This is a genomic window from Beggiatoa leptomitoformis, from assembly GCF_001305575.3.
Classification (GTDB): Bacteria; Pseudomonadota; Gammaproteobacteria; order Beggiatoales; family Beggiatoaceae; genus Beggiatoa; species Beggiatoa leptomitoformis.
The window spans coordinates 4025452-4049477 of record NZ_CP012373.2 but is presented as its reverse complement, the minus strand read 5'-3'; the positions used below and the strand labels follow the sequence as shown (position 1 = coordinate 4049477).

The following is a 24026-nucleotide window of genomic DNA, read 5'->3' as shown; positions in this document are numbered from 1 at the left end:
GTGTTAGAATACCTAATAGAATCCAAAAAAATCAGTTTAATTTTTATAACTTATAAAGGAAACAAATCACTTGAGCGAGGAAATCCTAATTAATGTCACACCGCGAGAAACCCGAGTTGCAATGGTAGAAAACGGGATGTTACAAGAGGTTGTGATTGAACGAACACGTAAACGCGGTATTGTGAGCAATATTTATAAAGGGCGCGTTTGTCGCGTATTACCCGGTATGCAAGCCGCATTTGTCGATATAGGCTTAGAACGCGCCGCGTTTTTACATGCCTCAGATATTTTACATCCCCCCATTGCAGGGGATTCTAAAGAAGAGCGAAAAATTGGTGAGCTAATTTATGAAGGACAAACGCTACTCGTACAAGTAATTAAAGACCCTTTAGGCACAAAAGGGGCGCGACTGACAACACAAATTTCCATTCCTTCACGTTATGTGGTGTTAATTCCCCATTCTGCCAATACCATCGGCGTTTCAACCCGTATAGAAAAAGAAGATGAACGAAAACGCTTGAAAGAACTCGTTTTACGTTATATGGGGATGGTTGAACAAGGTGTGATAGACAACCAAAATGACCGTGAAACCTTTGCAACACGCCCCGCTGAAAATACAACGGGTAGTAATGTGAACCCTTGTTTAAACTATGGTTTTATTATCCGCACAGCCGCAGAGGGGGTTTCGGAAGAAATGTTATGTGCGGACATGGATTTTTTATGTCGACTATGGCAAGAGATTTTAGAAAAAAGCAGTGCCTCTAAGCCATGTTCACGGGTTTATGAAGATTTTTCGCTGGTTATTCGCACAATTCGGGATTTGATGGGCAGTAGTATAGAAAAAGTCCGCATTGATTCACGGGAAACCTATCGTGAGGTGGTGAGTTTTGCAGAAAAATTTATTCCAAACATCGTTCCGCATACAGAACATTATCCCGGTGAACGCCCTATTTTTGACTTGTACAATATTGAAGATGAAATTAATCGCGCACTTGCGCGTAAGGTTTTATTAAAATCAGGGGGCTATTTAGTCATAGACCAAACAGAAGCGATGACGACCATCGATGTGAATACAGGCGCATTTGTTGGGACACGGAATTTAGAAGAAACTATTTTTAAAACCAATTTAGAAGCCGCGCAAGCCATTGCCCGCCAACTACGTTTGCGCAACTTGGGGGGGATTATTATCCTAGATTTTATCGATATGATTGATGCTGAACATAAGCGTCAAGTATTGAAAACCCTAGAAAAATGTTTAGAGAAAGACCACACAAAAAGCCATATTATCGCCAGCGAAGTTTCCTCGCTAGGGCTAGTACAAATGACACGCAAGCGCACGCGCGAGAGTTTAGAACATGTGTTATGTGAAACCTGCCCAACGTGTCAAGGACGTAGCTCAGTCAAAACCTCAGAAACGGTGTGTTATGAAATCTTTCGTGAAATTTTGCGCGAATCTCGGCAATTTGAAAATCAAGAGTTTTTAGTGATTGCCTCACAAGATGTGGTCGATATGATGATAGATGAAGAATCTAACAGTGTTGCTGAATTAGAATCGTTTATTCAACGCTCGATTCGTTTTCAAGTAGAAACCTCTTATACACAAGAACAATTTGACATCGTATTGCTGCGATAGAAACAAACTATCCTACTGATTTTTAGTATAAAATTAAATATTCTTGCCATTGATACTATATTAAAAATCAGTAAATCATTTAATCCTGAAAAGTCTGATGCAGATTATGTTGTATCAGAAAAATAACTTATCCCCGCTTTTTTAGCACTACCTCATGTAGAGGTTATCCAGCGTTCATCATTTCCTATTATCCCGCTCAAAACAGGTGCATGGGTGCAATGCTCACTGCAACCGCTATTTTGTTTTATACTCGCACTATAACTTTTTATAAAACACACAAAAATGATAATTCTTTTAGTTTGGGCGGGAGGAGAGATTTCATGATCGAATTAGCGGATTATGCAATCACAGAAAAAATCTATGATGGGGCAAAAACCGTTGTTTATCGCGGCTATAGAAAAAAAGATCAGCAGGCTGTTATTATTAAAGGCTTGCAAAATCAATACCCTGAGCCACGACGCATTGCACAGTTTCATCATGAATATCAAATTACACAAGGCTTAAACCTAAGTGGCATCGTTAAACCCTATGGCTTGCACAAGTGCAAAAGTGCGTGGGTACTGATTTTTGAAGATGACCATGGTGAGTCGTTGCGTACCCTATTGGATAAACAAGCACCGCTTGATTTACCGCTATTTTTAGAATTGGCCATTCAACTGGCGCATGGAATTGGTGAGTTACATATTCATAATATTATTCATAAGGATATTAAACCTGCGAATATTATTGTCAATCTGGAAAAAAAACAGGTCAAAATTACCGATTTTAGCATTTCATCCAAATTTAACGTAGAAAACCAAAGCCTTTGTAATCCTGATTTGCTTGAGGGAACATTGGTTTATATGTCGCCCGAGCAAACAGGCAGAATGAATCGGACGGTAGATTATCGAACAGATTTATATTCTCTGGGCGTGGTTTTTTATGAAATGTTGGTTGGACATCCGCCGTTTCAATCAGAAGACGCATTAGAGTTGGTACATTGCCATATTGCCAAACGTCCAACAGCCGTGTATTTGCTCAACAGTGACGTACCGCATACAATTTCACATATTATAATGAAATTATTGGCAAAAACCGCAGAATCACGCTATCAAAGTGCCTTTGGGTTAAAAGCTGATTTACTCGCTTGTTTAGCACAATATCAACAACATGGTAGTATCCAAGCGTTTGAATTTGGAAATAAAGACCGTTGGGACCATTTTCATATTCCGCAAAAATTATACGGACGTGAACAAGAACTTGACGTATTACTCAACAGTTTTAAACGGGTGAATGCAGGACATACGGAAATGATGCTGGTAGCAGGCTATTCTGGTATCGGTAAATCCATGTTAGTTCAAGAAATTTATAAGCCAATTACCCAGCAACGTGGATATTTTTCGGCGGGTAAGTTTGACCAGTTTCAACGTAATATTCCCTACAGTGCTGTTGTTAAAGCCTTTGCTAATTTAGTGAGACAATTACTGACTGAAAACGTGGAGCGCGTTACACAGTGGCGAGAACGTCTATTGAGAGCATTAGGGCGTAACGGACAAGTTGTTATTGAAGTGCTACCCGAAATAGAATTAATTATTGGGAAACAACCCCCTGTTGAAGTCCTGCCACCAACTGCAGCACAAAATCGCTTTAATCATGTTTTTCGGAGTTTTTTACGGGTATTTGCACAACCAGAACATCCATTAGTTTTGTTTTTAGACGATTTACAATGGGCAGATTCTGCAACGCTCACCTTATTGGAACTCATCCTAACGGACGAACAAACCCATTATCTATTTTTGATTGGTGCTTATCGAGATAATGAAGTTGATGTAAGCCATCCCTTAATGCTGACCTTAGATACGCTGCATCGCGCGCAAGTCACGATTAGCCAAATTACCTTATCCGCTTTGCAACTGGTGCATGTAACACATTTACTAATAGACACCTTGCACAGTGATATGGAAACAGTCAAACCACTGGCAGAATTAATCGTACAAAAAACACAAGGTAATCCGTTTTTTAGCACACAGTTTTTAAAAACCTTACATCAAGAACGCTTATTTACCTTCGATTTTGAACAAGCGCGCTGGCAATGGGATATAAAGCAAATTCAAGCACATGATATTACAGATAATGTGGTTGAATTAATGATAGTAAAATTACGTAAATTACCCCCTGCGACTCAACAAGTATTACGACTAGCCGCCTGTGTAGGCAATCAGTTTTCATTACAAACACTGGCGATTATTTATCAACACAGCCCCAAAGAAACGTTTTATGCATTATTACCCACGATTCAAGAAGGGCTTATCTTGCCTATGTCAGGGCTAGAAGTTGACCAATACGATGAATCGGTTTTATTAATCACCTATTACCGTTTTTTACATGACCGCGTACAACAAGCCGCGTATGCGTTAATTGATGCAGACCAAAAACAAAGCGTACATTTAAATATTGGCTGGCTATTAGCCCACAATACCCCCACAGAAGAAAAAGCCGATAAACTCTTTGAAATTGTTGACCATTTAAATCTAGGACAACCATTAATTACAGATGCTGACGAATTAGTCAGTTTAGCGCGTTTAAATCTGGAAGCAGGACAAAAAGCAAAGTTAGCAACGGCTTATAACGCCTCATGGACATATTTAAGCAATAGTCGCCAATTATTGGTTTCGCTAGCAGGTGCTACCGTTTGGACATACTACTATGAACTTTGTTACACCTTACACAAAGAGCTAATAGAAGTTGCTTATTTAAAAGGCTTTTTTTCCGAGTCTGAACAATTAATCCGTGAAACCATTGCTCAAGCACAAACGGTGTTAGAAAAAGCAGATATTTATAACACCTTGATTATTCAATATACAATGCAAGCACAATATGTGTTAGCGACCGAAGCAGGGCGACAAGCCTTGCGCCTATTAGGGATTGATTTACCAACAGATAATTTACGCGCCGTGCTATTAAAAGAAATGGCGCAAGTCACGGAAAATTTAGGACAACGTTCTATTGCAGTGTTACTCAACGCGCCTGATATGCAATTACCCGAAAAACAAATTGCTATCCGTTTAATCAATAACTTAATCGGTGCAACCTATTTTTCTAATCCACCGTTATTACATGTCGTTATTACAAAATCTGTAAATTTATCCTTATGTTATGGAAACTCGGTTGAAACCGCAATGGGATATTCCTGTTATGGCATCGTGTTAGGGGCGGTATTAGGCGATTATCAAACCGCTTATGCGTTTGGCATTGTTGGGATGAAACTTGCCGACTATTACAATGGGTTAGCACAAAAATGCAAGGCATGGGAATTATTTGCGAATATGTCCCTCATTTGGGTACGCCATTTGCGTGAGGCAGATGCTATCAGTGAAGAGGCGTTTAAATCGGGTGTGGACGGCGGAGAATTACAATTTGCAGGTTATACCCTTGTCCATTTATTGACCCATGCGTTTTATGAAGGTAAAACTTTAGATTCTGTTTTAACAGAATATTTGCCAAAGTATATGAATTTCGCTGAAAAAACTAAAAATCAATTAGCGATTGATTCAATGACAGGCTATCAACTGATTATTTGGAATTTAACAGGGCGCACGATTGATAAACAGGGCTTTAATACTGACCAACTGAGCGAAGCAGACTATTTAACCATTTGTCATAAAAATAAGAATATTGCCCCTGTTTGCCGTTATTACATTGCCAAGTGCCAAGTTTTGTATCTGTATGGCGAATATCATAAAGCCCTAGAAATTGCCTTAGATACCGACGATGTAATTCAAGCACTCATTAACTTAGCCCCGATTGCCGAGCATAACTTTTATACCTCTTTAATCATTATTGCCTGTTATCCCGATTTTTCCCCAACGGAACAGGCGCAGTATTGGCAACGCTTAGAAGCTAACCAACAACAAATGAAACGCTGGGCGGACAGTTGCGAACCCAATTTTTTACACAAATATCTACTGATTGCTGCGGAAATGGCGCGCTTACAAAATGCAGCACTCGCCGCAATGGATAACTACGATCAAGCCATTGCCTCTGCAAATCAGTATGAATATACGCAAAATGAAGCCATTGCGAATGAACTAGCGGCTAAATTTTGGTTAGCGCGTGGTAAAACGGATATTGCCCAGATTTATATGAAAAAAGCGCAATACGGCTATTACCTATGGGGAGCAACACGCAAGGTTGCCAGTTTAGAAGCGGCTTACCCACAATTATTAAGTAATTTGCATGAAAATCGTGTATATCCTGTTGAAACCCAAAATACAGCAACCGTTACCGCATACGGCACAAATTCCTTTGTAACCTTTGGTGCAAAAAGTCAACTCGATTTAGCCAGTGTTATCAAAGCCTCGCAAGCGATTTCTGGCGAATTTGTGTTTGACCAATTACTCAGTCGTTTAATGCGCATTGCGATAGAAAATGCAGGTGCAGAAGAAGGCTGGTTAATCTTAAAAAAACAGGGACAATTAGTATTAGAAGCTTATGGCTCGGTTAGCTTAGAAAACATAACGTTATTGGAAAATATGCCTTTAGAAAAAGTGCATTGCCAAGAACCTGCCTTATGTTTATCGACGGCTGTCGTAACCTATGTATCACGTACACAAATGCCTGTTGTTTTAGCAGATGCGTGTCAAGATGATATTTTTGCAAGCGACCCTTACACACTACAAAAACAACCCAAATCGGTATTGTGTGTACCACTGGTTTATCATCAAAACCTGATTGGCGTGTTGTATTTAGAAAATAATTTAACCACCGGCACATTTACACCTGAACGTTTAACCGTGATTAAATTATTATGCTCACAAATTGCCATTTCATTAGAAAATGCGCGCTTTATTGCCGAATTAGAACAAACACGCCTTGCCATTCGCAATCATGCGGATGAACTAGAAACCCTTGTTACACAACGCACAGTACAACTAGCCCATGCAAATGCCGCAATTACTGCTTTAAACCAGAAACTTAGCGCGGAAAACAGTCGGATGGGTGCAGAACTAGAAGTCACACAACGATTACAGCAAATGCTGCTACCAAAAACAGCAGAATTAGATGAAATTCAAGCCTTAGAAATTGTCGGTTTTATGCAACCTGCGGAAGAAGTAGGTGGCGATTATTATGATGTTTTACAACAAAATGGGCGGGTTGTTTGTGGAATTGGTGATGTGACAGGGCATGGCTTAGAAAGCGGTGTGTTAATGCTGATGGTACAAATGGCAGTACGCACCTTATTAGAAAATCAAGTAGATAGCTTAGAATCATTTTTAGCCGTTATTAACCGCGCTATTTACGCCAATGTACAACGGATGCAATCAGATAAAAATCTTTCTTTATCCCTATTAGATTATCAAGCGGGGGTCTTACGTTTATGTGGACAACATGAGGAAGTATTATTGGTTCATCGTGATGGTTCGTTAGAACGCATTGACACGTTTAACTTAGGCTTTCCCGTCGGCTTAGAAAATGATATTCACGATTATTTACAACATATTGAATTACCCCTTGCACAAGGAGAAGGCATCGTACTTTATACCGATGGCATCACAGAAGCCCGCAGTTCAACTAAACAGCTTTATGGCATTCCGCGTTTATGTGCAGTGGTTAAAAATACATGGTCTTTAGGGGCAGAGGCAGTTAAACAAGCCGTTATTAACGATGTACATCGACATTTAGACCAAGAACCTATTTTAGATGACATCACATTGCTGGTAATAAAACGGCGTTAGGAAAGACAAGATATGTTTAACATATCATCTTTGTTCAGAAGCACTTTTTAAACATGGTAAACTGCGTTAGTATTTTAGCAAATACTAACGCACGCAAACTCTGCACAATTCTAGCAAATACCGTACTATAATGAGCCTGAAAAGCGATATTCACCCTGTTTTTTGTTTATCTGTCATATTGATAACAGTGGCTATATTGCATTAACACTACAGGCAACTCTGTCATTCAGTTTGATTGGTTGGTAGATTAGGAAATCTCATATATTTTAAGGAGTATGCAATGCGTGAAGAAATGCTTCGTTCTATTTTAAGTGAACTAAATGGCACATCGGCTGATATAGAAGCGTCGGCGGTCATTTCTACGGATGGATTAATAATGTCTGCAATGCTCCCCAGTACAATGGATGAAGATCGGGTTGGTGCAATGGCGGCAGCAATGTTGTCATTAGGTGATCGAACGGCGCATGAATTGGGGCGGGGAGAATTAGAGCAAGTCTTAATCAAAGGAGATAAAGGCTATGTATTATTAACTCATGCAGGTCCTGATACGGTTGTCTCTGTGGTTGCAAAACCAACGGCAAAGTTAGGATTAATTTTCTTAGATGTTAAACGTGCTGCCGCATCGATTAGTAAAATCATGTAATTTATGGTTTATTACAACTGATGTAACAATGGAGTTCTGCTGATGGCTAATAAGGCATTTTTTATGCTCAGGCTAAACGACCATATACAATACTTACGGAAAATGGATGCTGCCTTAAAAAGTGAAAGCGATTTTCTGGGCTCAACGCACCAGGACTGTAAGTTGGGCAAGTGGATTTATGGTGAAGCACTGGACGAAATCGCCGCATTACAAGATTACGCTAAGGCGAAAGCAATATATGACAGTATGTTAGGGCCACATGAACAATTTCATGCGGCAGGACATAAAGCACTAGAATGTAAAAAAGTAGGCAATGAAGCGGGTGCGCAAGCGGCAATGACCGAAATGCACATTCTGTCTAATACACTCACAACAAAACTACTAGAATTAGATAAACTGAGTTAGACCGACTTAATATCTAAATATCGGTGGGTTCGCCCCTGAATCCACCGCTAGTAAATATCAAAAAAGCCTCTCTGCACTTCCCTTAAAGAATAGACTTCTTGCAAAAGTATATTGTCTAAACCAACATTCACTGGATTACCAGAATTTTCGGCATTTAAAAACAGCATTTTTTAACTTTTGGGCTTTTAAATTCTGTTAATTCTGTTAATTTTGAAAATCTTAACTTAGCCAACTAATGGCTGGCATGTTTTTGGCTCTTCAAAATAACAAATATCATTCATCTTCTTATATCGCAGGGATGAAATGATAAAGACTTTTTCTACCACCAACGAGTGTATGGACAATCTATGGACGTGTTACTGCACGCCTCCCCCTCTCCTAAAATGTACCAAAGAACCCAAAACCCCTTACAAATTGCCGTGCTAGGGGTAGATAAACAGGCACGCCACCTATTAGAACTGGTATTTAAAGGACCGGGACATGGCAATTTTATGTTAGTCGATAATATAAACCTTGCAGAAGCGGGCATTTTTGACAGAGATAGCATCAATGCCGAAACGGTCTGGAAGGAATATCGCCATCAAAACCCCCATTTACCCACCATCGTATTAGCACTACAAGCCCCAGCAGACCTAGACAAAGCCAGCAGTTTTGTTAAAAAACCCATTGAAATTGACAAATTATTGACAGCATTAACGCAATTGAAACAACAAGCTTTTTCCTCAACAACGATACCGCCCGTTGTCGCCCCCCTGATTGCCGAACCTGAACATGATGTGCGTCTTGCCAGTACACTCGCCCTAGAACAAGAAGAAGAACATCTGCACATCCTCTGCGGACATACAGAAGACATAAACCCAACAATTCCCGATACCTACCAACGGGTGTATTACAACCCTCAAAACTACTTACAAGGTTTTTTTGAAAAAGCTTTCGCACAAGCGCGACAACTACAAGCCCCCGCACTCCTACTACAAGGATTTGCCGAACCCGTTATTATCCTGCCCGACGAAGAAGTGATTTTATTCAGTAAAAACTTTACCGACAGTAAACTGCGCACCATGACACTCATGCCCTTAAGCAACACCACCCGCTTAAGAACCGCACCACTTGCCCAAAAAGAACTAGAACAACTCTTAAATAAAGAACAGTTTAACCGCCAAGCCCTAGAAAGTTTTTTATGGAAAATTACCCTCTGGACAGCACGCGGGCGCATACCTGAAGGCACGGATATTAACAAAGCCGTTACACTGACACATTGGCCCAATTTTACCCGCTTAGAACTAACACCCCATGCGATGGAAATTACGGCGATTTGGGTAACACAATCCTGTACCCTGATAGAAACGGCTAACCTGCTAAACATACGTCAACGCTATGTTTTCGCGCTTTACAGTGCCGCAACTGCCATAAAACTGACAAACCAAGAAAAACGCACAGAACAAATTCCGTCTGACGCGCCCGCGACCCCACCTGCGACACGCGGATTATTACAACGGGTTCTATCCCATTTACGCGGCAAACTCTAAGCGATAAAACACCATGAGCAACTACAAACTAATTTTTACAGGTCCATCAGGTGCGGGAAAATCAACCGCTATTGCAGCACTCAGCGATATTCCCGTCGTTACTACCGAAGCTAAAGCCCGCGAGCGCAACGAAGGACACCGCTATAAAGAAACTATCACCGTTGCCCTAGATTATGGCGTGATTCGTTTACCCAATCAGGATAAAATTCACCTCTACGGCACACCGGGACAAGAACGCTTTAACTTTATGTGGGATATACTAACCGAGGGCGGATTAGGGCTAATCATTCTCATCGACAACGCCCGCGCCAATCCACTAGATGATTTAGCTTTTTTTGTGGAAAAATTTGCCGATTTTATTCAAAAAACACGGGTAGCTATAGGCATTACACGAATGGATGTACACACAAAACCACGCATTGCAGACTACCATGAACGGCTAAAAAAATTTAATATAAAACCACCGCTATTTGATGTGGATGCACGCTCAAAACGCGATGTTTCTTTACTGATACAAGCATTAATGTTTTCCTTAGACCCCTGTTTACGAATCCAAGAATAACTTCTTAACGATAAAAACCGCCTTGATAAAGGACATGATAAATTATGGCAAGCAAAGCATTTTTCCTTATGCGCTTAAATGACCATGTGCAATACCTTAAAAAAATTGACGCAACCTTAAACGACAAAGGCGAGTTTCAAGGCACAGACTGCCACGACTGCAAATTGGGCAAATGGTTATATGGCGAAGGTCAAACCGAAGTGGATAATTTAAAAAATACCATTGCCAACAATATTTTTACCAGCCTATTTGAACCACATGAACGGTTTCACCAAATCAGCAAACAAGCCCTAGAACTAAAAAAAGCAGGGGATATGGAAGCCGTGCATAAAATTGTCACTGAAATGCACATTCTTTCTAATGTTATCTCCAGAAAATTACTCGACCTAGATGAATTAGACCGCTAGCCCCACATTCAGAGCAAATTACCATGACCGAACCGCCTGAACCCCCAGCCCTTGTTATAGACAACCTACACAAACAATTTGGCTCACTAGAAGTGCTTAAAGGCGTTTCACTCACCGCCCAAAAAGGCGATGTTATCTCCATGATAGGCTCATCAGGCTCAGGGAAAAGCACCTTTTTACGCTGTATTAATCTACTAGAAATTCCCAATCAAGGGACAATCAGCGTTAATGGCGAAACGTTAGCCATGACCCAACAACGCGACGGCTCATTAAAACCCAGTAGCCCAAAACAAGTAGAACGCATTCGTTCCCGCCTTAGCATGGTTTTTCAAAGTTTTAACCTCTGGTCGCACCTGACCGTTTTAGAAAATATTATTGAAGCCCCTATTCATGTCCTGCGTATTCCCCGCAAAGAAGCCATCGAACGTGCAGAATATTTACTAAAAAAAGTCGGTATTTATGAGCGTAAACACTACTATCCAATCAACATGTCTGGCGGACAACAACAACGTGCAGCCATTGCGCGCGCCCTAGCCATGAATCCTGATGTTATGCTCTTTGATGAACCGACATCAGCATTAGACCCTGAATTAGTAGGCGATGTTTTAAAAGTGATGACCGACTTAGCCACTGAAGGACGCACGATGATAGTCGTGACCCACGAAATGGGATTTGCGCGAGAAGTTTCTTCAAAAGTATTATTTCTACATCAAGGTGTTATTGAAGAACAAGGAACACCTCAAGCCGTTTTTTACGCCCCCACCTCTGAACGCTGTCGCCAATTTTTAGCCAGTCGCATTACATAAAGACTATCTGAATCAAAATTTTATGTTAAATCCTGAAAACCCAATAAATTCTGATTCAGACTATTTTAAACCAGCGATAACAAACCCTGTTGTCGTAACAAATGCACCGTATAACGCACACCAAACCCCGTTACCGCCGTTGGAATATGTGCCAATCCATCCTCATGATAATGGCTAGATAAATCAATATGTATCCACGCAATTGCAGGGTCAACAAAACGGCTTAAAAAACGGGTTGCATAAATATGGTCAGCTTCACTGTCTTCATTATCCGTTGGACATTGTTTTATATCCGCTATCTCACTTTGCAACCGCGCATCATAATCCGCATCCCACGGAAACCCCCATACCCGTTCCCCTGATAAACGCCCTGTTTCCACCAACAACGCCAACAAATTTTCACGATTACAAAATAAACCACTATAAGCCGTTCCTAACGCAATCACACAACCATAAGTCAAGGTTGCATAATCAATCATCACATCAGGTTTTTCCTCGCTCGCCAACACCAACGCATCCGCAAGCAATAAACGCCCTTCCGCATCACTATCTGTAATTTCAATCGTTAATCCATTACTAGCCTGCACAACATCATTTGATTTATACGCCAACGCACTAATATGATTTTCAGCCAACGCCAACCAACAATCAACTGCAAAATCAACCTTTAACAAACTTAACGCCAACAACGTACCCAACGCAACCGCACTGCCCTGCATATCCATGTGCATATTCGCCATTGCAACACGGGTTTTTAAATGCACGCCCCCCGTATCAAAACACACCCCTTTCCCGACTAATGCCACTTTTTTACTAAACTTTACAGGGCGATAACGCAATAACAACAATCCGCCGTCCATCGTCTCGCTCGCCTGTGTGACCGCGAGAAATGCACCCGCATGTTTTGTGCGCAAGGCCTGCAAATCATAAAATTTACTCTCCCAACCATGCTCATCCGCTAACCGCTCCACCTTCTGCCGATACAACAACGGCGTTAATTTATTCGCAGGCAAGACAGACAAATAACGCGCCAGATTATTACCAACCGCCTCCGCGCGTGTTTGTGCAAATTCATCAGGAGAACTAACCCCATATAACTCCACTTGCGAAAACGTATTATTAATTGATTTAGCATGATTTTTAAATGTAGGCATCTCCGCGACGGCCGCTAATGCAGCCGCAATAATCGCCTCGGCTAACTGCATAGCAAACGGTTCAGCAAAGCCCGCAATACAAATCCCTAACACCTGCGGATGATAAACAACATGATTTGTAACCAACTGTCTTGCAAGAGTTAAACACTCAAACGGCGCATGAATCTCAGGAGAAAACCCCAACGTTACCAAGCTCGCACTAGGATTAGGCAATTCTATGACCAATGGACTTTCTTGATGCTGATGACGACGCAAATAACGCTGTTTAAAAACATCTATATACGGAAAATCGGGTGCGGTTTCCAACACTTTAGCGGGCAATATCATCACCCAATGACTTAACAAATCAATATCCGCTTGTGTGGGCTTCTGTGCGTGGCTGTTTATCTTCATGATTTACGCTGTAAATCCCATATTTTACGTTGTAACGAAAATGTGTCAGAGGTCACATAATGTTCAATACGACGGGTTTTCTGGTCGGTCAACGACACAACCGCATCTAACTTAGCCAATAACTCAGGCAACCGCTGCATAAATGCCGTATCCTCTGGCGAAATCGCATTTTTTACATCCGCATTCGCTGCATCTGGTCTTGTCGGCAAAAAGAAAGCCAGCCCAAGATAAATAAAAAACGTGAACGGAAAAAACATCGTGCAAAAAACGGTCATAATCCGAAAAAATGCAACAGAAATACCTGAATAATCTGCAAATCCTGCACAAACGCCAAATATCCATTTTTGTTGAGTATTCTTATACAATCCTTTATATAAGTTTGTTTTATTGTCTGTATTTAAGGTTTTTGGTGTAGGCTCAGTTTCATCAAACTCATCAAACTCATCAAGCATCGACTCTTTAGGTGTCGACACTTTATCTTTTCGCTTTAAATACCCATTTCTTGCAGCAGCTAAGGGGGATGATTGCGCTGTTTTTGTCGCTTGCTTTTCCGCCTCTTTGCGTACAAACGCATCAAATGACCACTTATCTTCTTCATTTGGGTTAGGATTACTCATCGAGATAACTCCTTATTTTTGTTTGCGCCAATCAGGAATTTGATCATCCAATATAGATTCTAATACATTAATACGCTCTTCCAAGCCTTTAGCTTTTTTGTATAACTGCATAACTTGCTGTTTATCTTCTGGAGATAACCCACCTTTTGATTTATTTTTCCAACGATAATGTAAAATCAACCATAAAGGCACAACAAAGACAAGGACAACACTTAATAAATCGATAAGTTCTTTCATGATGACGACACCTAACTTGAATAAAAATAATGAAGTAGCATTATTGTACAATTAAGTTGCTATCATTTGTAGTGGTTAAAACTGCCCCATTAAGCCAGAGACGAATTAAAAAATATGAATATTCAATTAGCTCCCAAAACAGCAACGTTCACTATTCGCTATGGAAAACAACCAAGCCCTTTTGGAGAATGCGTTATCGGTGTTACTGAACAAGGCGTATGTTACCTAGCCTTTACCGATTCTTACACAGAATTACAAGAATATTGGACACAAGCAACCTTATGTTACGACGCACGAGCTACGGCTGATTTACTCCCACAGATTTTTAAGCCCAATCCAAACCTTGATGTTTGCGTGCAAGGGACAGCTTTTCAACAAAAAGTCTGGACAGCACTAACCCATCTACCATTTGCAACCGTCATCAGCTATGCCACGTTAGCCGAAACTATCGGACACCCCCAATCTGCGCGTGCAGTAGGGCAAGCCGTAGCAAAAAATACCGTAGCCTTTTTAATCCCTTGTCATCGTGTTATCCGACAATCGGGCGAACTGGGCGATTACCGCTGGGGCGTAACCCGAAAACAAGCCATGTTGGCATGGGAAAAAGATAAAATTGCTTGAATATCGGTCTGAATCAGGATTAAAAGATTGTCTGAATCAGAATTTCCAGAATTTTCAGAATTAAAAACAATTAAAAACATAATTTTTTTATTCTTTTAATTTTCTTGTCTTTTTAATTCTGGAAATTCTGAAAATTCTGTTAATCCTGATTCAGACAATCTTTATCTTTAATTGTTGTTAATTCTGAAAATTCTGTTAATTCTGAAAATCCTGATTCAGACAATCTTTCAATCTTTTTAACCAACAAGAAGCCAACACATGCAAAAAGACCCTTTAACGTATCAAATTATTGGTTGTGCAATGAAAGTACACAGAACAATGGGAAACGGTTTTCAAGAGGTTATTTATCAACGGTGTTTAGAAATAGAATTTAAAAAAGAAGGCTTATTATTCGGTAGAGAAGTAGAACAAAATGTTTTTTATGAAGGCGTGCAAGTTGGCACAAGAAGAGCGGATTTTATTGTAGAAAATAAAATCGTCGTAGAACTTAAAGCCTTAATAACCTTAGAAGATGTTCATATAGCCCAAGCTAAAAATTATGTTACTGCCTATCAATTTGAAAAAGGCTTATTAATCAACTTCGGCGCAAAAAGTTTAGAACATAAACTTATTTTTCCTTAAAGACTGTCTGAATCAGGATTTTCAGAAATTAAAGATAAAGACTGTCTGAATCAGGATTTCCAGAATTTTCAGAATTAAAAACAAATTATTTAATTAGTCTTTTTAATTCTGTTAATTCTGCTAATTCTGAAAATCCTGATTCAGACAGTCTTTAAATTCAAGCGGTCTTTTTTGCGTGTAGCACTTGGCGGGCTTGGTGAACAAGTTGGTCGAAGTGGGCTTCTAAAATGGGGTTAATACCACGTATGCCATTGATAACTTGTTCACTCCATGCAACATATTCTAAACAGCGTTCTGTCGACCATGTCTGTGGTGGCATGTATAAAATATCTTGAACGTTGCAAATTTTATCTGCCAATTTTACTAATTTTGCCCGTGTGGATTTGTGGGGGGCATGTTCTATTTGTAGGCGTTTACGTTCTGCTTTTTCAAGGCTTTTGTCGTCAGTCACTTCTTGAACCACGTTTAAAACGTCTGTGCCAAATAGGGTTTGAATCTCTTGATTCGTTGTGTTGGTATCTTCTACTGTGTCGTGCAGTAAGGCGGCAACAATGGTGACTATATCGTGTACTCCCCCTTCTTCCCAGAGTAAGGTTGCAACATTAATAGGATGATTGATATAGGGTGATACTTGTTTATCGCGTCGCCGTTGGTCGCGGTGTTTGTCAGCAGAAAAGCGTAAGGCTTTTAATAACAGTGCAATTTCTTCTGCCGTGAAGGTCGTGGTATTTTCTAACATGATGTCACCTAGTTATTCTGTTACTTCAGGTGTGCTTTCATCAATATATCGGGCTAAATAAATGCTTTGGAAAACAATAAATACAATGGTTAAGCCCATCATTCCAAATAGTTTGAAATTAACCCATGTATCGGTGCTGAAGTGGAAAGCAACGTATAAATTTAATAATCCCATACTCAGAAAAAATCCTGCCCATGCGATGTTTAACCGTAGCCAAACGTGTGTTGAGGTGACTTGAACGGCGGTTTCTAACATGCGCTGAATTAAATTCTTTTCCCCTATGAATTGGCTAGCAATTAATGCGCCTGCAAATAGGAAATCTATGAGGGTCGGTTTCCATTTGATAAAGGTTTCATCGTGCAATACAAGGGTCATTCCGCCAAAAATAATCACGATGGCAAGCGTGATGAGGTGCATTTTTTCGTAGCGATGGTGTTGAATGCGATAAATAAGCACTTGTGCGAGTGACGCAAGTATTGCAACAGCCGTTGCGACAAAAATATCCGCAACTTTATAGGCGATAAAAAAGAATAGGATGGGAAAAAAATCGTAGAGAAATTTCATATTTTATACGTAATCCAATGAGATAAAAAAAGAATTGTCAAATTATAGCTGAATTTGTTAATTTCATGGCATTAAACCGTTGTTAGGTTGTCCTTTTTGTTTTGTCATTGCAGGGAGAAATTGCATGATGTATCTGTTTTTAAGTCGTTTATTTGGGGTTATGCCCCGTCAAGGTAGTGCGCAGTCATGGGGCGTTTTTTTATTGCAAAAAATGAGCATGTTACTTGTTTTGGGTATGGGTGGTTTTCCCTTAACAAGTTATGCTGTTTTGCAGTTACATGATGGGCAAAACTTTGTTTATGACGTTGAGGCAAATGGCGTATTAGCACAAGGTTCATTCAATGCTTATGCCAATATGTATCGTTTGCGGGTCAATAATGCCAATTATTTGGGGCAGGTAACGCAGTTGTCAACAGACGGGCGTGAGGCTTATTTAGCCAGTTTTACTGAGCCTGCGAGTGGATTACAGGTGGAACGGCGAATTTATGTGCCAAAAACAGGGCAATTTGCGCGTTATATGGAGGTTGTCGGCAATCCAACCAGTGTTACAAAAACAGTTGATATTGAAATATCAGGCACGTTAGGGTCTGGCAATAATACGCAGGTGTTGGATAGCCGTAGTAATTATTTAATGACGCAAACCGTTGTTAATGGCGTAGTGGTGAGCAATAGCCCCATTTTGTTGCATTATCATTCTCAGGCGGGTGGTGCGATTACAGCCACGCATTCTCTGAGTGGCGGACAATTAAGTTGGACTTATGCAAAAATCAGTATTCCCGCAAATAGTCAACGACGTATCATTTATTTTGTTGCACAAGCAGGGACAGCTATACAAGCAACGGATATAGCAACCTATATTGCTTTTAATCCCAGTAGTTTGTATGAAAATATTGTTGATACTATACGGGGCGAAATTGTTAATTTTACCCCACCCAGCCCGAATGCAAATACGGATTTTAGTAGCGCGATAGCCTTGAGTAATGGCGAGTTACGCCAAGGGAGTTTAGAAGAAACGGATACCGCTTCGCATCAACGCGCAGGCACACCCGCAGATGGTTATTTATTAAATTTAGCCAAAGATGAAACCGTTACCTTAACCGCTGCCGCAGGATTTAATACCTATCTGTATCTGTTTGATGATATTGCGGGAAAAACGGTTTTAGCCTCGAATGATGATAAGGATAAAAATACGCAACAGTCGGAAATTGTTTTTACCGCGCCAGCAACAAAAACGTATTATATTGAAGTTACTGCATTTAACCGCCAAGAACGGGGGACGTATAGCTTAAATGTACAGTCAGGTAAGCAAAATAAAGCCCCTCAAGCATACGATTTTGTTATTACAGGACAAAACAGCACTGCACCCGCAACGGTTACTTTTACTGATTTTAGTCATGATAGTGATGGTTCTATTGTTAAACGGTGTTGGCAATTTGGGGATGGTAGCCCAAGCCAATGCACAACGGGCAATAGCATTAGTTATACCTATACCAGTGCAGGACAGTATAGCGTCGGTGTAACAGTGACCGATAACGATAATCTAGCCGATACGCAAACCGCCGTAGTTAAAATAATTGCGCCTGTTGAGGGGATTGTTTTACCGTTAGCCAATATTGTGAGCGGTGAATTAAGCACAGCCGATACACGCTCGCGCACACGGGTTAATGCGCTGACTGACCGTTATGTGATTGCTGCGCCCAATGTGGGGGAAGAATTGGTTTTAGAAATGAGTTCGGAGCGTTTCGATAGTTATTTGTATTTATATGACCAATACAATCGTTTAGTCCGTCAGGATGATAATAGCGGCGGTGGAAAAACTGCTAAATTGCGTTATGCGCCCACGTATGCAGGTAATTTATATGTAGAAGCAACGTCTTATGATGATAATCAACTGGGTTTTTATTCTTTGTCCTTACAAAAAGTCAGTGCCGCAACAACGGTTAATGTCGTCTTAGAAGCCTCAACGATGTTGAATAATCCCTTGCAAAATCTGTTTGTTGCAAGATTACCTGATAGCTTTAAACCGACTTTTTTATTGTGGAATTTTGGGGATAATAGCGCGACATTGAGTACGGATGAAGCCATTGCCTCGCATACCTACAGCCGTACAGGTACTTATACGGTGAGTGTGATTGCGAATAATGCCAATGGTGAAGTAGAAACGGGTTCAAAAACCTTTTTTATTAATAGCCAAGTGATTATTCCACAATCTCATTTTAGTGCAACACCACTATTTGGGGAAATTCCTTTACCCGTGTTTTTCTCTAATCAATCCTCAACAACATTAAGCGGCGATACATTGCGTTATATTTGGGATTTTGGTGATGGACAAATCGCAACCGATAGCACGCCAAATCATACTTTTACCGCCGCAGGTGCGTATCAAACTGTTCTACGGACTTATTCAACCCTCACGCAGCAAAGCAATTCTTACACTGTGCCAATCACCGTTATAGACCGCGCTAGTGAAAATATTGCGATGACAGGTATTACACGTTTACGTCCTCAAGTTTTAATGGGCGGACTAGACCCGATGTTAGTTGATTTATTGGATACTGATTTGAAAGTATTCGCTATTATCCGCACGGGCAGTGCTAAAATTCAAACAGTGCGCTTGTTACAAAATGGCAGTGATTACAGCCTTTCTTTACAACATGTTGCAACTTATAGTAATGGCGACCAACGTTATGAAGCCATGTTTCCGCTGTATCGGGGCTTGTTTCCGGCCATTACCTTAGGGGAATTGTTTGGTGCGAAAACAGGACAATTTCGTATTCAAGCAGATGATATTAGTGGACAATTTCACGCTTTTCCTAATTTGGAGTTAGGCAGTAACCCCCCCTTAAGCACCGCACCGACTGCATTAAAAATTGAACCCATTCGCGCCCTAAAAGTTCGTCGTCATCAAGCGCAAGTATTAGCCGCAGGTTTTGACCCTGCATTAGTGAATACGACAGATAGCCAATTTACGGTAAAAGCCATTGTCCGCGAAGGCATATCGCCTATAGAAAGCGTAGTTCTTCAGCAAAATCAAGGAACATTCGCGTTATCTATGCGCTTATTAGAAACATTACCCGATGGTGATTATCTTTACGGTGTCGCATTTGCCTATCCACAGGATAGTTTTAGCAATGTCACATTAGGGAATATTTGGAGTAATCAAGCCAGTGCTGAATTTTTCAGCGTTATCGTTACGGATAAAGCGGGTTATACGCACCGTTATCCTGAACTTAAAATTGGGAATTATCCTGTACAGTAAAAGCGAATAGTGCTAGATAATTTAGAAGGGATTGACAATTGTAGGGTGCGTTAGCATTTAACACACCCTACGCATTAGGGTTTAGATTGCAAGTCCTTATGATTATTACGCGAATTCTATCGCTTAAAGCGGTGATTGTTCATCTTTAGAATATTATGAGTGATATGAAAAATACCAGTAATACACGGGATAAGTTACTAACGGTTGCTTTTGAAACGTTTTATACAAATGGCTACAGTGCAACAGGCTTAAATACGATTTTAGACATAGCAGGCGTGCAAAAAGGCTCGTTGTATCATTTTTTTTCCTCAAAAAAAGAACTTGCTTTAGCAGTGATAAACGAAAAAATAGCCGAGCGGTTTGCAGAAAGATATACCGCTATTGTTATTTCAGAACAACCCCTACACACCCTTTTTACATTCATCTCTAACCCCGCGAATTTTGATTTAAAACGCGGTTGTCCATTAGGAAAATTGGTTCAGGAATTAGCAGGTTTAGACGACGATTTTAGAACGGCTTTAGCAAAAGCGTATATCAGTTATGAGGGGTACATTGAGCAAGCCTTATTGAAGGCTATGGCTATTGGTGAATTAAAACAAGGAGATGCTAAAAAATTAGCCACCTTTATCGTGTCTGTCATTGGTGGCGCGATACAACGGGCAAAATTGAGCGATAACGAAGAGCTGTTTATTGATTCTATTGAACTATTAAAAAAATACATTTCCCATCTTGACTGATTAGTCAAGTCTCCATTACACTCTTCTTGACCAATCAGTCAAGGAGAATGCGATGCCCTACCTCACGTTAAAATTATCAAAAAAATTACCTGTTGCCGTAAAAGCACAACTTGCATCAGAATTAACCCGTCTTATGGCAGAAATTTTGTGCAAAGAAGCCCGTTTAACAGCAATAACGATTGAAGAGCTTGAAAATAGTAGTTGGTTTATTGGCGGAGAAATTCAGGATATTGGTGCTTATTTAGCGATTAATATCACCCAAAACACCAATACTGCGACGCAAAAAGCACAAATGTTACAAGCAGCGTCCGCGTTATTACAGACCCATTTAGGACAGTTACCACTGGCAACTTATATTGTTATTAATGAAATCAGTGCAGATTCATGGGGGTACGATGGCGCGACGCAGGCAAGCAGAAAGAACTCCGTTGTCAGTGGCAATTATGCAAACCCGCCAACAGGGGGCAAAAAAAGAGCATTACTCGTTATTGATGTACAAAATGAGTATTTTACGGGCAAATTACCTGTTTCTTATCCGAGTAATGCGCAAGCAAATCTTCTGCGTGCAATCACGTTTGCACAACAGGCAGATATAGCCGTTGTATTTATTCAGCATACATTAGAAAAAGGCTTGTCTGTGTTTCAAAAAGACAGTATTGGCTGGGAACTTCACCCCAGTATTGCCGCAATTACACCTGATTTTTATATAGAAAAAACCCAACCTAGCTCATTTGTGCATACAGGATTAGAAAATTATCTCCGTAGTAATGGCATTGATACGGTTGTTATCAGTGGTTACATGACACAAATGTGTTGCGATACAACGGCAAGATACGCTTTTCATTTGGGATTTAATGTAGAATTTTTATCTGACGCAACGGCAACATTAGGCTTTGAAAATACAGCGGGAAAAGTAACCGCAGAAACCTTACATAATACGGTTTTAGTTGTCCAAGCCAGCCGATTTAGTCAGGTATTAAGTGTAGATGAGTGGATAGCAAGCGTTAGTCAGTAGCGGGATATTAGAAAAACGGATATCAGCCTGTAAAACGGTGATATCCGTGTTATTTTTACAAGTAGCTGAAAAGTACAATTATACAGTCTGCAATAGCTTTTCTACGGCAGATAAATCCGCCCGTTTCATTGGTTTACCATCTGTTGCACTGGGTGGCGACCAGCGGACATCATCAATATTGAATACCGTTAATGCAATATTATGTTCTCCCGCAACAAAATAGTAACAGGGATAATTCACGGTTTTATTCGACTCGCGCGCGGGCAGGCGAAATTTGCGCTCGGTCAGTTCATAAGGAATACCTTTATTCATTAAAAATAAGGCAACCTCTTCAGGGGAATAGGCGAATAAATGCAAATTAATTTCTGAATGGGGGGTTGCTGTCCCCAGTAAAACCGAGCCAACCAAGCGAGGGGAAAAAACCTGCAACATACGCATGGCATGTAGCGCGGATTCTCGCATCGTGTGGACTAATAAAGGTTGTGTATCACTTTTAAATAAACGTTGATAAATAACGATTTCTTCTTGAATTTCGCTATTACTGGGAAGGTTGCGGGTATTGGGTACGCCCAACTGTGTTGCGGCTTTACATTTGGCAAGATGATAATCATCAATACCTTCTTGTACCATCAGCCGCGCACTGGCTTGAGCAATGCGCTGTCTAAATTGCGAGTCTGTAGCATTTTTCATGGGACTAACAGAAATAATAAGAAGATAAAACAAATGGATAGAAGGGTAAGAAAAGCGTGCGTGATAAAATGGTGGTGGTTTAAGCCTCGTTAGCGTCTAAATAAGCAGGTAAATCCGTTAGGTTGTCTAAACAAATAAGTGGCTGGCAAGCCAGTAAACGCGGTTTGTCATGCGCGCCATAGCTTACGGCAATTGCCGCAGTGCCTGCATTTTTTGCCATCTGTAAATCGTATTCAGTATCGCCTATCATCACCGTTTTTTCAGGGATTACGCCTAATTCATCCATGATTTCTAATAGCATTTGCGGATGTGGTTTTGAAAATGTTTCATCTGCACAACGGGTTGTATGAAATAATTCGGTTAATTGATGTTCTGCTAACGCGATATTTAAACCACGCCGTGCTTTACCTGTTGCAACTGCAAGCCAATATCCTGTCGCACGTAATTTTTGTAATGTTTGCGTAACCCCTGTAAATAGCGGCGTTGGAAGGGTATCTTCAGCAAAATAATATTGTCGATAACATTCTTTAAATTGCTGATATTGTTGTGCATTAATGGTGGGAAACAGGTGATAAATAGCATGTTCCAAACTTAAGCCAATAACATTACGAATGGCTGCACTAGAGGCATGACCTAGCCCAACCGCCTGAATAGCCGCTTTAAACGTCGCAACAATCCGAGCTTGAGAATCAACCAGTGTGCCATCCCAATCAAAAACTAACAGTGTAAAAGCGGTTTTCATTGTGCGAATCCTGAAAATTCTTTTTAGCGAGTTTTCTATTTTAACCTGAGTTCGGGCTAAGCGATTAGACCAAAGGAGTTAAATCCTTTCTGGCAATATTCAAAGAAGGCAGTTTATCCTGATAAGAATAAGCAACCAAACTTGCGACAACGTTAATCATATAATGGGTTAATGAACGATGCCGCGAGTGTTCTAAATCAAAGATATTTTTCAGCTGGTCATTAATCGTTTCGATGATACAACGCTTACGTAACAAAAGCTTATCAAAAGCGGCGAGTACTCGGGGTTTCATGTTTTTCTTCAAGGTGGTAATCAGTTCTACGTCGTCCAAAGCTAATAACTCAGCTAGCTTTTTAGTAGAGATAGCCACGGTCTCCAAAGACTTTACCGATAAAGTCTTTCAGCAGACTCGGAACAGGTTTTCTATCATCGACATTACCGCGCGTAATCCGAAAGGAGAGGATTTGACCGCAATCATCGACTAAGAGATGGAGTTTGAAGCCATAAAACCATCCTGTTGAGGATTTGCCTCTTTGTGCCTCCTCCTTGAAGGTTTGGTGGCGTGAAATCCGTAGGTTATCGCAAACCCGTAAAGGGGTTGAATCAATAAAGGCAATCCCCTTCCCTGTGGCGCAACGGCTTTTCATGAAGAAAGTCAGAGGAATCAAGATGTCAGGTAACAGCTCAATAAAACGATTGTAGGAGACAAGTTTCGGAAATGCCTGAGACAGATGCTGATGACGGGTATAAAACCATTTGAAGGTTCTGTAACCTGATGAGTGGTACAAGACGATAAGGGTGATGATTTCGGAAGGACTTAAGCTACGAGTTCTGCGTCTTGTTTTGCAGCCATCGTTGAGTTGAGTTTTTCCCATTCAGGAATAAATGCGTTGCAGAAATCATCCACTTCACAAAACAATCGTGTTAAATTCATGGTA

At 40.5% G+C, this 24026-nt stretch carries 20 protein-coding genes and 1 pseudogene; 13 read left to right on the top strand and 8 right to left on the bottom strand.

The annotated features are described in order from the left end of the window. Positions 1 to 70: 70 nt before the first annotated feature. The 8 genes from AL038_RS17275 (at position 71) to AL038_RS17240 (ending at position 11699) form a co-directional block, all read left to right on the top strand. Positions 71 to 1633: an Rne/Rng family ribonuclease gene (locus tag AL038_RS17275; RefSeq protein ID WP_062154950.1), complete on the top strand. Its 1563-nt coding sequence runs from the start codon at positions 71 to 73 to the stop codon at positions 1631 to 1633. A 320-nt stretch (positions 1634 to 1953) separates the two neighbouring features. After that, complete coding sequence (locus AL038_RS17270; RefSeq protein WP_062154948.1) at positions 1954 to 7347, top strand: AAA family ATPase; 5394 nt, start codon at positions 1954 to 1956, stop codon at positions 7345 to 7347. Between the two features lie 280 nt (positions 7348 to 7627). Beyond that, a complete protein-coding gene (locus AL038_RS17265) occupies positions 7628 to 7990 on the top strand; it encodes a roadblock/LC7 domain-containing protein (RefSeq protein WP_002685436.1) in 363 nt (120 codons plus the stop codon). Between the two features lie 42 nt (positions 7991 to 8032). Beyond that, the gene (locus tag AL038_RS17260) at positions 8033 to 8395 is read left to right on the top strand and encodes a CZB domain-containing protein (RefSeq protein ID WP_062154946.1); all 363 of its coding nucleotides are present in this window, start codon (positions 8033 to 8035) and stop codon (positions 8393 to 8395) included. A gap of 347 nt (positions 8396 to 8742) precedes the next feature. Beyond that, a complete protein-coding gene (locus tag AL038_RS17255) occupies positions 8743 to 9924 on the top strand; it encodes a hypothetical protein (RefSeq protein ID WP_062154944.1) in 1182 nt (393 codons plus the stop codon). A 13-nt stretch (positions 9925 to 9937) separates the two neighbouring features. Beyond that, a complete protein-coding gene (locus tag AL038_RS17250; protein ID WP_062154942.1) occupies positions 9938 to 10486 on the top strand; it encodes a GTP-binding protein in 549 nt (182 codons plus the stop codon). 44 nt (positions 10487 to 10530) lie between these two features. Beyond that, positions 10531 to 10893, top strand: coding sequence for a CZB domain-containing protein (locus AL038_RS17245; protein ID WP_062154940.1), 363 nt, complete (start codon positions 10531 to 10533; stop codon positions 10891 to 10893). A 23-nt stretch (positions 10894 to 10916) separates the two neighbouring features. Further along, positions 10917 to 11699 (top strand): ABC transporter ATP-binding protein, encoded by a 783-nt coding sequence (locus AL038_RS17240; protein WP_062154938.1) that lies wholly within the window; start codon positions 10917 to 10919, stop codon positions 11697 to 11699. Positions 11700 to 11764: 65 nt separating this feature from the next. Here the strand turns inward: AL038_RS17240 and AL038_RS17235 are convergent, their stop codons facing one another. From AL038_RS17235 to pspB, 3 genes are read right to left on the bottom strand one after another with little or no spacing between them, the layout of a single operon-like run. Next, positions 11765 to 13246, bottom strand: a complete 1482-nt coding sequence (locus tag AL038_RS17235; RefSeq protein ID WP_062154936.1) for a M17 family metallopeptidase — start codon at positions 13244 to 13246, stop codon at positions 11765 to 11767. Further along, a complete protein-coding gene (locus AL038_RS17230) occupies positions 13243 to 13863 on the bottom strand; it encodes a PspC domain-containing protein (protein WP_062154934.1) in 621 nt (206 codons plus the stop codon). Before AL038_RS17230 ends, AL038_RS17235 begins: the two co-directional genes overlap by 4 nt. A 12-nt stretch (positions 13864 to 13875) precedes the next feature. After that, a complete protein-coding gene (pspB, locus tag AL038_RS17225; protein ID WP_062154933.1) occupies positions 13876 to 14100 on the bottom strand; it encodes an envelope stress response membrane protein PspB in 225 nt (74 codons plus the stop codon). Between the two features lie 114 nt (positions 14101 to 14214). On the opposite strand from pspB, the gene AL038_RS17220 reads away from it, so the two are divergent. Both AL038_RS17220 and AL038_RS17215 read left to right on the top strand, forming a co-directional pair. After that, the gene (locus AL038_RS17220; protein WP_062154931.1) at positions 14215 to 14721 is read left to right on the top strand and encodes a methylated-DNA--[protein]-cysteine S-methyltransferase; all 507 of its coding nucleotides are present in this window, start codon (positions 14215 to 14217) and stop codon (positions 14719 to 14721) included. Positions 14722 to 14979: 258 nt separating this feature from the next. After that, complete coding sequence (locus AL038_RS17215; RefSeq protein WP_062154929.1) at positions 14980 to 15342, top strand: GxxExxY protein; 363 nt, start codon at positions 14980 to 14982, stop codon at positions 15340 to 15342. A gap of 157 nt (positions 15343 to 15499) precedes the next feature. On the opposite strand, the gene AL038_RS17210 is transcribed toward AL038_RS17215, so the two are convergent. Both AL038_RS17210 and AL038_RS17205 read right to left on the bottom strand, forming a co-directional pair. Continuing rightward, the gene (locus AL038_RS17210) at positions 15500 to 16081 is read right to left on the bottom strand and encodes an HD domain-containing protein (protein ID WP_062154927.1); all 582 of its coding nucleotides are present in this window, start codon (positions 16079 to 16081) and stop codon (positions 15500 to 15502) included. 12 nt (positions 16082 to 16093) lie between these two features. Next, the gene (locus AL038_RS17205) at positions 16094 to 16645 is read right to left on the bottom strand and encodes a septation protein A (protein ID WP_062154925.1); all 552 of its coding nucleotides are present in this window, start codon (positions 16643 to 16645) and stop codon (positions 16094 to 16096) included. A 124-nt stretch (positions 16646 to 16769) separates the two neighbouring features. On the opposite strand from AL038_RS17205, the gene AL038_RS17200 reads away from it, so the two are divergent. The 3 genes from AL038_RS17200 to AL038_RS17190 all read left to right on the top strand — a co-directional run bounded on the left by AL038_RS17200 (position 16770) and on the right by AL038_RS17190 (position 21656). Beyond that, on the top strand, positions 16770 to 19904 hold the full coding sequence (locus AL038_RS17200; protein ID WP_062154923.1) for a PKD domain-containing protein: 3135 nt from the start codon (positions 16770 to 16772) through the stop codon (positions 19902 to 19904). 164 nt (positions 19905 to 20068) lie between these two features. Further along, positions 20069 to 20641 carry a TetR/AcrR family transcriptional regulator gene (locus AL038_RS17195; RefSeq protein WP_062154919.1) on the top strand — a complete coding sequence of 191 codons (573 nt, stop codon included), beginning with the start codon at positions 20069 to 20071 and terminating at the stop codon, positions 20639 to 20641. 52 nt (positions 20642 to 20693) lie between these two features. Continuing rightward, a complete protein-coding gene (locus AL038_RS17190) occupies positions 20694 to 21656 on the top strand; it encodes an isochorismatase family protein (protein WP_083991572.1) in 963 nt (320 codons plus the stop codon). Between the two features lie 78 nt (positions 21657 to 21734). Here AL038_RS17190 and AL038_RS17185 read toward each other — a convergent pair whose 3' ends face one another. The 3 genes and pseudogenes from AL038_RS17185 to AL038_RS18995 form a co-directional block, all read right to left on the bottom strand. Then, entirely contained in the window at positions 21735 to 22346 is a 612-nt protein-coding gene (locus AL038_RS17185; protein ID WP_062154918.1) for a hypothetical protein, read from the bottom strand. 79 nt (positions 22347 to 22425) lie between these two features. Further along, positions 22426 to 23088 (bottom strand): HAD-IA family hydrolase, encoded by a 663-nt coding sequence (locus AL038_RS17180; RefSeq protein ID WP_062154915.1) that lies wholly within the window; start codon positions 23086 to 23088, stop codon positions 22426 to 22428. Between the two features lie 64 nt (positions 23089 to 23152). Continuing rightward, a pseudogene (locus AL038_RS18995) lies at positions 23153 to 24022 on the bottom strand (IS982 family transposase). Positions 24023 to 24026: the final 4 nt, after the last annotated feature.